The organism is Bradyrhizobium arachidis (genome assembly GCF_024758505.1).
Lineage (GTDB): Bacteria > Pseudomonadota > Alphaproteobacteria > Rhizobiales > Xanthobacteraceae > Bradyrhizobium > Bradyrhizobium manausense_C.
Genome location: NZ_CP077970.1, coordinates 363,798 through 377,514 on the forward strand (window position 1 = coordinate 363,798; position 13,717 = coordinate 377,514).

Here is a 13,717-nt window from a genome sequence, read left to right on the forward strand (position 1 = left end):
CGAACAAGCCTTTCGAATAGGCAGTCGAAGTGCTATCGCCTCGATCGAAGAACGGCCAAAAAGAGCCTTTCAGGGAACCCGTTCAGAGGAAATCATTTCATGACCCGCCCGCGCCGTAGTCATTTGTTCATGCCCGGCTCGAACCCGCGCGCGCTGGAAAAGGCGCGCAACCTGGCGGCCGACGGCCTGATCCTGGATCTGGAGGACTCCGTCGCCCCCGATGCCAAGGCGGTGGCGCGGGACCAGATCGCGGATGCGATCGCGGCGAAGAGTTTTGGCAAGCGCGAGATATTGATCCGGACCAACGGCCTCGACACGCCCTGGTGGGGCGACGACCTCGCGATGGCCGCCAAGGCCTCGCCCGACGGCATCCTCGTTCCAAAAGTCTCGAGCGCCGAGGATCTCGACACGATCGGCAGCCGGCTTGCCGAGCTTGGCGCTGCGCCTGATGTCAAGGTCTGGGCCATGATCGAAACCGCACGCGCCGTGCTGCATGCGGAAGAGCTCTCGGCGGCCTCGCGCGATCCCAAAACGCGGCTCGCAGGTTTCGTGTTCGGTCCGAACGACATCTCGCGCGAGACGCGGATCAAGATGCTGCCGGGACGCGCGGCGATGATCCCGATGATCACGCATTGCATCCTGGCGACGCGCGCCCACGGCCTCGAAATCCTCGACGGGCCCTACAGCGACATCAACAACAGCGAAGGCTTTGCCACCGAATGCGCGCAGGGCCGCGATCTCGGCTTTGACGGCAAGACGCTGATCCATCCCTCCCAGATCGACGCCTGCAACGCGATCTTCACGCCGCCCGAGGACGAAGTTGCGCGTGCGCGAAAAATCATCGCGGCGTTCGAATTGCCGGAGAATGCCTCGCGCGGTGCGATCAGGCTCGACGGGCAGATGGTGGAGCGCCTGCATGCCGAGATGGCGCGGCGCACGATCGCGATCGCCGATGCGATCGCAGCAATGGGCAAGTCGTAACAGCGCGGAGCGAAGATCAGCCGATCCCGCCCGCGTTGTGCAGGCGGATGACGAGCAGCGCCGCGACGGCGAGGACAATCGCCAATCCAATATGAGCCAGTGAGACGCGCATGGCGCCCCTCAATGGGTTGTCGCAGCCGTGTGATCCAGCGTCTCGAGCGTGGACGCGTTGAGGCAGAATTCCCGATAGTGCTCGGCGGCCGTGTGGTCAGCGAGATCGCGATGACACCTTACCTTGTCGGGACAGTGCGCGCAGACACGCTCGAGGTCGCGCAGCAGTAGTGGCTGGGTGCGGCTCAGACGCTCCTCGTCGATGCCGAGCTGCTCGAGCATCTTTGGCAGTTCGTCGGCGGCATGCGGCCCATGGCGAACCAGTTGCTCCAGCTCGCTCGGTGAAACCCGCAAATCGCTCGCGATGCGGTCGAAGTTGAAGCGGTCCATCTCGCGCATTTCCCTCAGCTCGCGGCGATGCTTGAGCCAGCCGGCGAAGGCGTCGATCAGGTCCTGAACCACGGGATAAGGTCTGGTCTCGGTGCTCATGGCGAAGCTCCATTCGGCTGCCAGGATTTGGTTCCGAATAGAGCACGTCGGCAAAATAGCGCGTTGCGCTGGATCAAACAGAAACTACACGAGAGCCGGCTAACGAAACCGCTCCGCCGCCCAGGCATAGAGGCTGCCCGGAATCGGCTTTTCGCCCCCGCGTCCCTTGGGTGAGATGTGCAGGCCGATGATCTCGGAGTCGCTGATCAAGCCGAGGTAACTCGACGGCTCGAAGAACAGTCTTGGTTCGGCGTGCACCGCATAGAACGACTGTTTTGGCAACGCATTCTCGAGCTCACCGAAACGACGCGCGAGCGCGGTCAATGCGGCCGGTCCGAAAATCGCCACGCGGATGTCGGAGAGGCGGTTGGAGCCACCGCGCAGGCGGCGCATCGCAAAGGTGATGCGATGGCGCAGCGACAGCCAGTCCGGCGTCAACTCGTCCTGCTCCATCAGATTCTCGAAGGCGCGAACGATGCCGTGCTCGGGCGGCAGGTACAGTACGGAGTTGCCGAGCTGGCGCGGCCGCTCCCAGGCGAAATAGGGTTTTGCCGGATCGATCTCGACCGGCCTCAAGAGCAGCACATCGGCATCGAGCCAGAGGCCTGCGCGCTTCGCCATCAGCTTCATGCGGAAGAAATCGCTGAACTGCAGCGTGGTCCAGTCGCGCCAGCTTCCGTCCGGCTGCGGCGGCCGCAGTCTTTCGGAGAACGCATGCGGCAGGATCGCTTCGGCGTCGGCATTGTCGACGCCGGCGGGAAGGCCGGGGATGGTGTCAAAACTGTAGACGGTCACCCTGTGGCCGGCCGCAATCTGCGAGCGCAGACAGGTCTGGCGCAGGGCGTCCATCGGGCCATGCCAGAAGGTGACGATTTCAGGCAACATGGGCGCAAGCTATAAAGGACAATGCCGGCAAAGAAAAAGCCCCGGCGCCGTCAGCACCGGGGCTCGACCAAAACGCCAGCTTCAGGCCCAGGCGCGCTCGCGCTTGAGCTTCTCTTCATAGGTGTCGATCGAGGCCTTCTTCTCCATCGTGAGGCCGATGTCGTCGAGGCCGTTGATCAGGCAATGCTTGCGGAACGGATCGATCTCGAACTTGACCTTGCCGCCGTCGGGACCGCGGATCTCCTGGTTCGGCAGGTCGATCGTCAGCGTCGCATTGGCGCCGCGCTCGGCGTCGTCGAATAGCTTGTCGAGGTCTTCCTGGGAGACGCGGATCGGCAAAATGCCGTTCTTGAAGCAGTTGTTGTAGAAGATGTCGCCGAACGAGGTCGAGATCACGCAGCGGATGCCGAAGTCGAGCAGCGCCCAGGGCGCGTGCTCGCGGCTCGAGCCGCAGCCGAAATTGTCGCCGGCGACCAGCACCTTGGCGCTACGATAGGCCGGCTGGTTGAGCACGAAGTCCGGGTTCTCGCTGCCGTCGTCCTTGTAGCGTTGCTCGGAGAAAAGCCCCTTGCCAAGTCCGGTGCGCTTGATGGTCTTGAGGTACTGCTTCGGAATGATCATGTCGGTGTCGACATTGATGATCTTCAGCGGCGCCGCGACGCCTTCCAGCGTAGTGAACTTTTCCATGGTTGGGCTTCCCGGTTAAAGTCAGGGGAGGGCTATTTATCCCGAAAGGGGCCCGAATCCTAGGCCGAATTCGGCAGGTCTCGTCTGCCTGCCTACTCTGCCTGGGCCTCGATCGCCTCCATATCGTCGTCCGACAGGCCGAAATGGTGGCCGATCTCGTGGATCAGGACGTGGCGGACGATATGGCCGATCGTTTCCTCATGCTCGGCCCAGTAGTCGAGGATCGGCCGGCGGTAGAGCCAAACCATGTTGGGCAGGCGGGGGATGTCGCCAGAGCTCTGGTGCGGCAGCCCGACCCCCTGGAACAGGCCAAGCAGATCGAACTCGCTCTCGCATTGCATCTCGTCGAGCACCTCCTCGGTCGGGAAGTCGTCGACCCGGATGATCACGCCTTCGCATAGCTTGCGAAACCGCGCCGGCAGGCGCTCGAAAATCTCGTGCGCCATCACCTCCATCTCGGCCAGCGAGGGCGCTTTCAGGTCCGTCCACATGCTCCCTCCATAGCGCGGGTTCCAAGGCGATGCATCCGGCTTTATAACCGCTGATACGGTTGACGTGGCTCACGAAAACGGGGAGCGTACGCCGCGCTTTTGGGGAACGTTGCAGTGAGCGGGACGATGCGGATAGCGGCAGTGGCGGTACTTTGCATGGGGTTGTTTTCGCCATTTTGCCCCGATGCCCACGCCCAGACGGCCGGCGGCCAGCTCGCACAGGCCGTTCCGCCAGACGCGCCGCCGCCGCGCAAGCGGCCGCCGACCAGGCTGCGCGTGCAGCCCTATTACTATGACGACGAGAACCGGGTGTACCCGCGCTACAATCCCGGCCCCGACGCGGTGCGCGAGTGCAACGCCACCTATGTCCAGGAATATCGGCCGAGCGGCACGGTGATCGTGCCGCGCATGAGCTGCTACTGGCGCCGCGGCTGACGCAGAGCATGATCCGGAAAAGTGGAATCCGGTTTTCCCTCGCGACAAACGCGGAACGCGTTTGCGCGGAGATCATGCTCAGTCAAAATAAGCGATATCGATCGTCAGATCGTATCGCGCCCTATTGGTTTCGTAATGCGCCGATCAAGCCGGCGCCGACGATCAGCACTGAAGCGCCGTAAACCAGGATTGCCATCACCGCCTGCGTGAAGGTGCTTGCCGTTCCCGCATCGACACCCGGTCCTTGCGCAGCAAGTGCCGCGCTCGCGCCAAGGAGCGCGCAAGCCGCAAGGGTGAAGCGGGAAATTCGCAGACCACGAGATCGGACCATGACCATCTCCTGCGTTCGTTCGATCAGGCTGGCTGTGGTGCGCAGGTGAAGCCTGCGCTGACGTCGTAGGCATGCCGCGGTTGGTCGGCATTCATCATTGCGGCAAGACCATTCATACACGATTCAGGCCGCACGCTCTAGCGTTCTCCTCAACGTCGCCACACGACGTTCGAACTAGATCGGAGGAGAAACGAGATGTCGTCTACCCAGGTTCTCGGCAAGGTGTTTGGTGTCGCCGCCGTCGGCGCGTTGATCGCTCTGGCTGCGCCGGCGGAGCGCGCACAGGCCGTATCGCTGATCAATCCCGGCGCCGCGCAATCGGTGCAGGATGCCGCGCAGCCCGCAACGGAAGTGCATTGGCGCGGGCATCGCTGGCATCATCACCACTGGCGTTGGCACCGCTGGCATCACCGCCACTGGTGACGCGGTGCGAAACAGGTCCGGATGACGGACCTGTTTTCGCTTGCGGATGACGTCATGAAGCCCGCATGCTGGCTGTTGCGGAGGGTGTCATGACGAAATGGATCGGAATGGTCGTGGCTGTGGGCATTGTAGGCTTGGCGCTGACCGCGCCAACTCCGTCGATTGCCACGACGCAGTCTGCAACGAAGTTTCAGGCGACCGACGTCGGCGCACGGCGACATGAACGCAAGTCCGGCGCCTGGCGCGCCGCGCCGCCTTACGAGCCCCGCTACTACGCGCGGCCCGTCTACTATCGGCCCTATCCCTACGGCGTGCCGGCGCCCTTCGTGTTCGGCTTCGGACCGTTTTGGTGGTGATGCGCTAGCCGCCAGGGTTGAAGCCCTTCACCAGCAGCACGGTGGCTTGCGCACCCGCCTTGCGATCCCTCGATATCTCCAGATAGTCCGGCGCATCCGAGAAGGCTTGGAACGACGCTTCGTCGGGAAACGACATCATCACCAGCTTGTCGCAGGGCCAGGTGCCTTCGAGCACGCGCGGGCTTTCATCAGCGGCGAGCAGGCGGCCGTTGAACTTGCGGAAGACGTCGAAGAATTTTGCCTGATAGCGGTCGTAGGCCGCGCGGTCGGTCATCTTCAATTGCGCGATCGCGTAGACGGTCATCCAAGATCTCCTTTCGCGTCACGGCGCATCTGCCGCAACTGTTGTTCATTCATGAGGCATTCACCTCGCTGTCTCTAATTTAATTTTGGGAGCGACTGCAACTGAAGAGGGCTGGCGCAGGCCGCGACGTACCTGCGAGAGCTTCAGATCCAGGGAGACGTTGATGCTGAGGATGATCGATCCCGGAGCGCGCGTGCTGCGCGGCCTCGGGCTTGCGGCCGTGGCAACGCTGATGCTGTCGGCGGGGACAGCGCGTCGCGCCGAGGCAGTGACTTTGATCAATCCGGCCACGGTGCCGGCGACGAAGGCCGCGTCCGACGACATGATCACGCAGGTTCGTCACGGTGGCGGCGGTCACGGGGGCCATGGTGGCGGTTTTCGCGGCGGCGGTTTCCACGGCGGCGGTTTCCACGGCGGCGGCTTCCGTGGCGGTGGTTATCACGGTGGCGGCTTCCGTGGCGCCCACATCGGAGGCTTCCGCGCCGCGCCGGTCTATCGCTCTCACATCGGCGGCTATCGCTACGGTGGCTTCCGCCACTACGGCGCCTATCGCCCCTACTACCGGCATCACTTCCACCGCCGCGTCTATTACGGCGGCTATTATCCCTACTACCACTATCCGCGCCGCTGCCGGATCATCTGGACCTATTACGGCCCGCGCCGCGTCTGCCGCTGGCATCGCTGGCACTATCCGTACCGCTATTGGTGATGTGAGTTGTTGCTGAAGCTATCCGCTGCGCGTCATGGCCGGGCATAGCCGTCCGAAGGACGGCGTCGCTTCCGCTCGCCTATGACCCGGCCATCTACGTCTTTGCCTCAACGCTGAAGAACGTGGATGCCCGGGACAAGCCCGGGCATGACGAAGGAAAAATTGGCTACAGTCAGCCCTTCAGCTTCCACGACGACGCTTTCCAGCGCATCAAATTCTCGATCTTCCATTGCCGGAACATCGCGGGCGGCCAGCGGCTCAGCCGAGAGGTCTCCTCGACCTCGGGTGGTGCGACGACGCGCAACGGCGTAGCCCGCCGACGGCGCTGCTGCGTCGCTTCGCTGATGAGATCGACATATTCGGGCTTGTTGACCATACGACTTGACCAATAAGACTTGGGCTCGCTGCCGCGCGACGAGCCCTCAGTCTTACCGGCGCCGCTTAAGGCACGATTGCCGGGATCGTTAGAATGTGAGGGAACGGCTCAGCGCCACTCCCGCACGTCGACAAAGTGCCCCGCGATCGCCGCCGCTGCCGCCATTGCCGGCGACACCAGATGCGTGCGGCCCTTAAAACCTTGGCGGCCCTCGAAGTTGCGGTTCGAGGTCGAGGCGCAGCGCTCTTCCGGCTTGAGCTTGTCGGGGTTCATGGCGAGGCACATCGAGCAGCCCGGCTCGCGCCATTCGAAGCCGGCCTTGACGAAGATCTTGTCGAGGCCCTCGGCTTCCGCCTGCTCCTTCACGATGCCGGAGCCCGGCACGACCATGGCGTTGACATGCGCCGAGACCTGCTTGCCTTCGGCGATCTTGGCCGCGGCGCGCAAATCCTCGATGCGGCCGTTGGTGCAGGAGCCGATGAAGACGCGATCGAGCTTGATGTCGGTGATCTTGGTGCCCGCCGTCAGGCCCATATATTTCAGCGCGCGATGCTTTGAGAGACGCTTGGCCTCGTCCGCGATCTTGTCAGGGTCGGGCACGAAGCCGGTCACGGAGATGACGTCCTCAGGCGAAGTGCCCCAGGTCACGATCGGCGGCAGCTTTGCCGCATCCAGGCGGATCTCGTGGTCGAAATGCGCGCCGTCGTCGGAACGCAGTTTCTCCCAGTAGCGCATCGCTTCATCCCAGGCTGCGCCCTTCGGCGACTTCGGACGATCGCGCAGGAAGTCGAACGCCTTCTGGTCGGGCGCAACGAGGCCGGCGCGCGCGCCGCCCTCGATCGACATGTTGCAGACCGTCATGCGGCCTTCCATCGTCAGCGAGCGGATCGCCTCGCCGGCATATTCCAGCACGTAGCCGGTGCCGCCGGCGGTGCCGATCTCGCCGATGATGGCCAGGATGATGTCCTTGCCGGTCACGCCATCAGGCAATTTGCCGTCGACGATCGCGCGCATGTTCTTGGCCTTCTTCTGGATCAGCGTCTGCGTCGCCAGCACGTGCTCGACCTCGGACGTGCCGATGCCGTGCGCGAGCGCGCCGAACGCGCCATGCGTCGAGGTGTGGCTGTCACCGCAGACGATGGTGGTGCCGGGCAGCGTAAAGCCCTGCTCGGGGCCGATGACGTGGACGATGCCCTGGCGCTTGTCGAACTCGTTGTAATATTCGATGCCGAATTCCTTGGCGTTCTCGGCCATCACGCGCATCTGCTCGATGCTCTCCGGATCCGGGTTCGGCTTCGAGCGGTCTGTGGTCGGGATGTTGTGGTCGACGACGGCGAGCGTCTTCTCCGGCGCGTGCACCTTGCGGCCCGAGGCGCGCAGGCCTTCGAACGCCTGCGGCGAGGTCACTTCATGGACCAGATGGCGGTCGATGTAGAGCAGGCAGGTGCCGTCCTCGGCTTCGTGCACCAGATGGTCGTTCCAGATCTTGTCGTACAGCGTGGTCGGCTTGGACATGAGCGTCAGCTCCAGCAATGTTTGATAGCGGTAGAGCGCGGCTTTGCGCGCGCGGCAGAGAAATCGTCAGCGCAGCAGCATCAGGCTGCGCGGCTAAGCTCTGACGTTGCCGAGGTCGCAAAGCGTCCGAAGAACCGGCCGGGCAGCCGCGAGCGATCGTCGATGACGATGCGCTTGGGTGCGATGCTGGTCGGATCTGGAAACATTCCAGGAATATATAGCAGGGAGATTTGGAAGCGCGAGGGCTTTGACGCGTACCTGCCACGCAACAAAAAAGCGCGGAGCCAAGCCCCGCGCTTTTGGAAACTTGCCTGGTGGCAGAGCTTACTCGTTGGCGGCGGCCGCGCGGTCCTGCTTCTCGACGATACGCGCCGACTTGCCGCGGAGATTGCGGAGGTAATAGAGCTTGGCGCGACGCACCTTGCCGCGACGCACCACCTTGATCGAGTCGATCATCGGTGACATCACCGGGAACACGCGCTCCACGCCCTCGCCGTAGGAGATCTTGCGCACCGTGAAGCTCTCGTTGAGGCCACCGCCGGAACGGCCGATGCAGACGCCTTCATAGGCCTGCACGCGGGTGCGGTCGCCTTCGACCACCTTCACGTTGACGATCAGGGTGTCGCCGGGGGCGAATTCCGGAATGTCCTTGCCGGCGGACAGCTTGTCGAATTGCTCTTTTTCGAGCTGCTTGATCAGGTTCATGGGTAAATCTCCATCGGCGCGCCCAGCCTTGAGAAACGGGGGCTGCGCAAAATTCGTCTATCCAGCCATTGCGGATTTGGCCGCTCCTATAAGGCAAGCCGGAGCGTTTGTCACCCGTCTGTCGTGTTTTTTGGCGCTTTTTGGCGGGCGCGCCGTTTTGGCACATCGCTCGGGACTTTGCTCGGGATTCGGGCCCACAAATCCGGTCGCCGGGCGGCTGTCAGGGCCTCGGATTCCGCCCGCCGCCAGGCCGCAACCTTGGCATGGTCGCCGGAGGTCAGGATCTCTGGGATCGGGACCCCCTCGAAAAGCTGCGGGCGGGTGTATTGGGGGTACTCCAGAAGGCCCTCGGAAAAGCTTTCCTCGGTGCCCGAGGCCTCCTTGCCCATGACCCCCGGCAGCAGCCGGACGCAGGCGTCGATAAGCGCCAGGGCCGCGATTTCGCCGCCGGACAGCACGTAATCGCCGATCGAAACCTCCTCCAGCCCCCGCCCGTCGATCACCCGCTGGTCCACGCCTTCGAAGCGGCCGCAGACGATCAGGGGGCCGGGGCCCTCTGCGAGTTCCACGACGCGAGCCTGGGTCAATGGCCGACCCCGCGGGCTCATCAGGAGTTTTGGCCGATCCGGGCCTATCCCGGCGGCGTCGATCGCGGCGGCCAGAACGTCCGCCCGCAGCACCATGCCGGGCCCGCCGCCGGCCGGGGTGTCGTCGACGCTGCGATGGCGGTCGGTGGCAGAGGCCCGGATGTCCCGCGCCTCCAATTCCCACAGCCCTGACGCGAGCGCCCGGCCGGCGAGGCTCACGCCGAGCGGCCCCGGAAACATCTCCGGGAATAGCGTCAGCACGGTCGCGCGCCAGATGCGTGTTGGGTTGGTCATCGCTTCCCAATTCTCGTCGTCCCGGACAAGCGAGCGGAGCGAAGCGCCGATCCGGGACCCATAACCACCGCAGTCCGATTTGCGATGGCTGGTGCAATCAACTTAGCCAAAAACCACGGCCTGTGGTTATGGGTCCCGGCCCCCCGTGCGCTCTTTGCGCACTAGGCCGGGACGACTCGGGGAGGGATCCTCGCCTTCGATCTCCTGCGGCAGCGCGATCACGACACGGCCTCCCGTGAGATCGACCTCGGGCACGACGGCGTTGGTGAACGGCAGCAGCATGGTGGTGCCCCTCAGTGGCGCGATTTCGATGATGTCGCCGGCGCCGAAATTATGGATCGCGAGCACGCGGCCGAGCGGCTCGCCTGCCGTGGTGACGGCGGCGAGTCCGATCAGGTCGGTGTGGTAATATTCGTCGTCGTCGGTCGCGGGAAGTTTTTCGCGCGCGACATAGAGCTCGATGCCGTTGAGGCGTTCGGCCTCATCGCGGGTCGCAACGCCCTTGAACGTTGCGACCAGATGGTCTTTGGCCTCGCGCATTTGCGCGATTTCGAACTGGCGCTTGCCGTCCTTGGACAGCAGCGGACCATAGCGGCGGACGGCAAAGGGATCTTCGGTGAAAGTCCACAGTTTGACCGCGCCGCGCACACCATGCGCGGCGCCGATCCGCGCGACGCAGACCAGCGCCGGCATGTCCAAGCCTTACGCCTTGGCGGCGGCTTCGGCCTGCGCCTTGCGCTCCTTGCGCGGCACGGCCTTCTGCGGGTTGCTGCGCGCTTCGCGCTTCTTGACGCCGGCAGCGTCGAGGAAACGCATCACACGGTCCGACGGCTGCGCGCCCTTGGCGAGCCAGGACTTCACCTTGTCCATGTCGAGCTTGAGGCGGGACTCGTTGTCCTTCGGCAGCAGCGGGTTGAAATAGCCGAGGCGCTCGATGAAGCGGCCGTCGCGGGGGAAGCGCGAGTCGGCGACGACGACGTGATAGACGGGACGCTTCTTGGTGCCTGCGCGCGCGAGGCGGATAACGACGGACATCTAGTTCTCCTTCAAAGTACAGTTTGTTCGGTTGATTGGTATTCCGCGTTGCGCGAGACCGGTTGAGATCCCGTGCGACGAATTCGTCATTTCTTCTTGCCGGGAAAACCGCCGAGGCCCGGAAGGGTCGGCTTGCCGCTGAGGCCCGTAAGCCCCGGCAAATTCGGTAGGCCTGAGCGAAGGCCGGGCGGCAGATCCTTCGGCAGGTTCGGCAGACCCTGTCCGCCACCGCCGCTCTGCATCTTCTCCTGCATCGCCTTCATCTCTTCCGGCGAAGGCATCTTCATGCCGCCGCCAAAGCCCATCGCCTGGGCGATGCCGGCGAGCGGGCCGCGCTTGCCCGAGCCCATGGCCTTCATCACGTCGGCCATGTTCCGGTGCATCTTCAGGAGCTTGTTGACCTGCTCGACGCTCTGGCCGCTGCCGGCGGCAATGCGCTTCTTGCGGCTGGCCTTGAGGACGTCGGGATGACGGCGCTCGTCGCGCGTCATGGAATCGATGATCGCGACCTGGCGCTTCAGGATCTTGTCGTCGATCCCGGCGGCTGCGATCTGGTTCTTCATCTTGGCGATGCCGGGCATCATGCCCATCAGGCCGCCGATGCCGCCCATGCTCGCCATCTGCTGCAATTGCTCGCGCATGTCGTTGAGGTCGAACTGACCCTTGCGCATGCGCTCGGCAACACGCGCGGCCTTCTCGGCGTCGATATTGGCGGCAGCTTTTTCGACCAGCGACACCACGTCGCCCATGCCGAGGATGCGGCCGGCGATACGTGAGGGGTGGAAATCTTCCAGCGCGTCGGTCTTTTCACCGGTGCCGATCAGCTTGATCGGCTTGCCGGTGACCGCGCGCATCGACAGTGCAGCGCCGCCGCGGCCGTCGCCGTCGACACGCGTCAGCACGATGCCGGTGAGCCCCACACGCTGGTCGAAGGCGCGGGCGAGGTTGACGGCGTCCTGACCTGTCAGAGAGTCGGCGACCAGCAGCACTTCGTGCGGATTGGCTGCGGATTTGATCGCCGCGGCCTCCGCCATCATCTCCTCGTCGAGCGTGGTGCGGCCGGCGGTGTCGAGCAGCACGATGTCGTAGCCGCCGAGCTTGCCGGCCTCTAGCGCGCGCTTCGCGATCTGCGGCGGCTGCTGGCCCTGAACGATCGGCAGGGTCGGAATGTCGAGGTCGCGGCCGAGCACGGCCAGCTGCTCCATCGCCGCCGGACGGTAGACGTCGAGCGAGGCCATCAGCACCTTGTGCTTGTCGCGCTGGACGAGGCGGCGGGCGAGCTTGGCGGTGGTGGTGGTTTTGCCGGAGCCCTGCAGACCGACCATCATGATCGGCACCGGCGGCACCGCATGAACGTCGATGGTCTGTCCGTCCGAGCCGAGCGTATTGACCAGCTCGTCATGGACGATCTTGACCACCATCTGGCCGGGGGTCACCGACTTGACGACGGTGGCACCGATCGCCTGCTCGCGGACGCGCTCGGTGAAGCTGCGCACCACTTCGAGCGCGACGTCAGCCTCCAGCAGCGCGCGGCGCACCTCGCGCATCGCGGCGTCGACGTCCTTTTCGGTCAGCGCACCGCGCCCCGTCAGACGATCGAGGATGCCGCCAAGCCTTTCCGACAGATTGTCGAACAATGAAGTCGTCCTTTGTCTTGCTCGCTGAGAAATGCGATCTTCCAAACACCTTTGCGCCCGAGGGCGCACAGCGCTGTCGGGCGTTGACCTCTGGCCTCCGGGGCCAGGCGGCGGGTCGAAAAGAAAGCCTTTCCGAGAAAGTCCGCGCCTTAAACGCCGCCGGGGGGCAAAAGTCAAGGAAAGTTAGGCGCTGCGAGCCCGCCCGTTAAGGCAAGGTACTGAAAATATTCCGGTTCTTGCGCCGTGTTCCAATTTGGCCGGCGCCGCCCATATAGCCGGTGATGTCCTACCGTCCACCCACGCCCTAAAAGCCCGTTCGTGCCCATCACCCGCCGCCGCTTCCTTGGATCATTTGCCGGCCTCGCCGCCGCGATCGGCGTGCCGTCTCTCTGGATGACCTACATGAAAACCTACGACGGACCGGTCTCCGACCATTTTGACGGGCTGCATTTCTTCGATCCCGACGGGGCGCCGCCGAAATCGCTCGGCGAAGTCCTGCGCTGGCAGTTCGGCGGCGGGCGCAAGCGCGCGGCCTGGCCCGACTGGGCGCCGAGCCCCCACGCCGATACGCCGCCGCCGCGCGTTGCGGGCGACAAGGTGCGGCTGTCCTTCGTGGGCCATGCGAGCTGGCTGATCCAGACCGCTGGTCTCAACATCCTCATCGATCCCGTCTGGTCGGAGCGCGTTTCGCCGATCGGCTTTGCCGGCCCCAAGAGGCACAACGATCCCGGCATTGCCTTCGACAAGCTGCCTGACATCGACGTCGTGCTGGTGTCGCACGGCCATTACGATCATCTCGACATCGCAACGCTGTCGAAACTCACTGCGAGCTTCTCGCCGCGCGTGATCACGCCGCTCGGCAATGACGTCACGATGCGCGAGAATGACTCCGCGATCAGAGCGGAAGGTTTTGACTGGAACGACCGCGTCGAGCTCGGCAACGGCGTTGCCGTCACGCTGGTGGCGACGCGGCACTGGTCGGCGCGCGGTCTGTTCGATCGCAACAAGGCGTTATGGGCAAGTTTCGTGCTGGAGACGCCTGCGGGAAAAATCTACATCGTCTGCGATTCCGGCTATGGCGAGGGCAAGCATTTTCGCCGCGTCGCCGAAGCTCATGGTCCCCTGCGGCTCGCGATCCTGCCGATCGGCGCCTATGAGCCGCGCTGGTTCATGCGCGACCAGCACATGAACCCTGAAGATGCAGTGAAGGCGCTGGCCGACTGCGGCGCGCAAACCGCGCTCGCGCATCATCACGGCACGTTCCAGCTTACCGACGAAGCGATTGATGCACCGGTGCAGGCGCTCGCGGAGGCGTTGAAGGGGGCAGACGTTCCGCCGGAGCGGTTTGTGGCACTGAAGCCGGGGCAGGTGGTGGAGGTTTGATTCTCGCTGGTGAAAGAAATTCCGCCGTCGTTCCGGACAAGCG

19 protein-coding genes are annotated in these 13,717 nt (G+C 64.1%); 6 read left to right on the top strand and 13 right to left on the bottom strand.

From position 1 onward, the window contains the following. The first annotated feature begins 99 nt into the window (after nt 1-99). Entirely contained in the window at nt 100-981 is an 882-nt protein-coding gene (locus KUF59_RS01750; RefSeq protein WP_212456217.1) for an HpcH/HpaI aldolase/citrate lyase family protein, read from the top strand. Nucleotides 982-1,101: 120 nt separating this feature from the next. Here the strand turns inward: KUF59_RS01750 and KUF59_RS01755 are convergent, their stop codons facing one another. From KUF59_RS01755 to KUF59_RS01770, 4 genes are all read right to left on the bottom strand, one after another. Then, nucleotides 1,102-1,521: a helix-turn-helix domain-containing protein gene (locus tag KUF59_RS01755; protein WP_212456216.1), complete on the bottom strand. Its 420-nt coding sequence runs from the start codon at nt 1,519-1,521 to the stop codon at nt 1,102-1,104. Nucleotides 1,522-1,620: 99 nt separating this feature from the next. After that, a complete protein-coding gene (locus KUF59_RS01760) occupies nt 1,621-2,406 on the bottom strand; it encodes a glycosyltransferase family 32 protein (protein WP_212456215.1) in 786 nt (261 codons plus the stop codon). A gap of 81 nt (nt 2,407-2,487) precedes the next feature. After that, nucleotides 2,488-3,093 carry a 3-isopropylmalate dehydratase small subunit gene (gene leuD / locus KUF59_RS01765; RefSeq protein WP_212456214.1) on the bottom strand — a complete coding sequence of 202 codons (606 nt, stop codon included), beginning with the start codon at nt 3,091-3,093 and terminating at the stop codon, nt 2,488-2,490. Nucleotides 3,094-3,185: 92 nt separating this feature from the next. Further along, nucleotides 3,186-3,584, bottom strand: coding sequence for a metallopeptidase family protein (locus tag KUF59_RS01770; protein ID WP_212456213.1), 399 nt, complete (start codon nt 3,582-3,584; stop codon nt 3,186-3,188). A 156-nt stretch (nt 3,585-3,740) separates the two neighbouring features. Between KUF59_RS01770 and KUF59_RS01775 the strand changes: the two genes are divergently transcribed. Then, nucleotides 3,741-4,019 (top strand): hypothetical protein, encoded by a 279-nt coding sequence (locus KUF59_RS01775; protein WP_212456212.1) that lies wholly within the window; start codon nt 3,741-3,743, stop codon nt 4,017-4,019. Nucleotides 4,020-4,140: 121 nt separating this feature from the next. Here the strand turns inward: KUF59_RS01775 and KUF59_RS01780 are convergent, their stop codons facing one another. Continuing rightward, on the bottom strand, nt 4,141-4,356 hold the full coding sequence (locus tag KUF59_RS01780) for a hypothetical protein (RefSeq protein ID WP_249140065.1): 216 nt from the start codon (nt 4,354-4,356) through the stop codon (nt 4,141-4,143). Between the two features lie 189 nt (nt 4,357-4,545). Here KUF59_RS01780 and KUF59_RS01785 point away from each other — a divergent pair, with 189 nt between their 5' ends. Both KUF59_RS01785 and KUF59_RS01790 read left to right on the top strand, forming a co-directional pair. After that, a complete protein-coding gene (locus KUF59_RS01785; RefSeq protein WP_212456562.1) occupies nt 4,546-4,773 on the top strand; it encodes a hypothetical protein in 228 nt (75 codons plus the stop codon). 89 nt (nt 4,774-4,862) lie between these two features. Further along, entirely contained in the window at nt 4,863-5,129 is a 267-nt protein-coding gene (locus KUF59_RS01790) for a hypothetical protein (protein WP_212456211.1), read from the top strand. 4 nt (nt 5,130-5,133) lie between these two features. Here the strand turns inward: KUF59_RS01790 and KUF59_RS01795 are convergent, their stop codons facing one another. Further along, nucleotides 5,134-5,433, bottom strand: coding sequence for a DUF1330 domain-containing protein (locus KUF59_RS01795; protein ID WP_212456210.1), 300 nt, complete (start codon nt 5,431-5,433; stop codon nt 5,134-5,136). A gap of 163 nt (nt 5,434-5,596) precedes the next feature. Between KUF59_RS01795 and KUF59_RS01800 the strand changes: the two genes are divergently transcribed. Beyond that, nucleotides 5,597-6,142: a hypothetical protein gene (locus KUF59_RS01800; protein WP_212456209.1), complete on the top strand. Its 546-nt coding sequence runs from the start codon at nt 5,597-5,599 to the stop codon at nt 6,140-6,142. 172 nt (nt 6,143-6,314) lie between these two features. Here the strand turns inward: KUF59_RS01800 and KUF59_RS01805 are convergent, their stop codons facing one another. The 7 genes from KUF59_RS01805 to ffh all read right to left on the bottom strand — a co-directional run bounded on the left by KUF59_RS01805 (nt 6,315) and on the right by ffh (nt 12,291). Then, nucleotides 6,315-6,518: a hypothetical protein gene (locus KUF59_RS01805; RefSeq protein ID WP_212456208.1), complete on the bottom strand. Its 204-nt coding sequence runs from the start codon at nt 6,516-6,518 to the stop codon at nt 6,315-6,317. 108 nt (nt 6,519-6,626) lie between these two features. Then, on the bottom strand, nt 6,627-8,033 hold the full coding sequence (gene leuC / locus KUF59_RS01810) for a 3-isopropylmalate dehydratase large subunit (RefSeq protein WP_212456207.1): 1,407 nt from the start codon (nt 8,031-8,033) through the stop codon (nt 6,627-6,629). Between the two features lie 324 nt (nt 8,034-8,357). Continuing rightward, nucleotides 8,358-8,738: a 50S ribosomal protein L19 gene (gene rplS / locus KUF59_RS01815; protein WP_212456206.1), complete on the bottom strand. Its 381-nt coding sequence runs from the start codon at nt 8,736-8,738 to the stop codon at nt 8,358-8,360. 110 nt (nt 8,739-8,848) lie between these two features. Further along, complete coding sequence (gene trmD / locus KUF59_RS01820) at nt 8,849-9,619, bottom strand: tRNA (guanosine(37)-N1)-methyltransferase TrmD (RefSeq protein ID WP_212456205.1); 771 nt, start codon at nt 9,617-9,619, stop codon at nt 8,849-8,851. A gap of 126 nt (nt 9,620-9,745) precedes the next feature. Then, on the bottom strand, nt 9,746-10,312 hold the full coding sequence (rimM, locus tag KUF59_RS01825; RefSeq protein ID WP_212456541.1) for a ribosome maturation factor RimM: 567 nt from the start codon (nt 10,310-10,312) through the stop codon (nt 9,746-9,748). Between the two features lie 9 nt (nt 10,313-10,321). After that, nucleotides 10,322-10,654: a 30S ribosomal protein S16 gene (gene rpsP / locus KUF59_RS01830; protein WP_212456204.1), complete on the bottom strand. Its 333-nt coding sequence runs from the start codon at nt 10,652-10,654 to the stop codon at nt 10,322-10,324. 86 nt (nt 10,655-10,740) lie between these two features. Continuing rightward, nucleotides 10,741-12,291: a signal recognition particle protein gene (gene ffh / locus KUF59_RS01835; RefSeq protein WP_212456203.1), complete on the bottom strand. Its 1,551-nt coding sequence runs from the start codon at nt 12,289-12,291 to the stop codon at nt 10,741-10,743. A gap of 318 nt (nt 12,292-12,609) precedes the next feature. Between ffh and KUF59_RS01840 the strand changes: the two genes are divergently transcribed. Continuing rightward, the gene (locus KUF59_RS01840) at nt 12,610-13,674 is read left to right on the top strand and encodes an MBL fold metallo-hydrolase (protein WP_212456202.1); all 1,065 of its coding nucleotides are present in this window, start codon (nt 12,610-12,612) and stop codon (nt 13,672-13,674) included. Nucleotides 13,675-13,717: the final 43 nt, after the last annotated feature.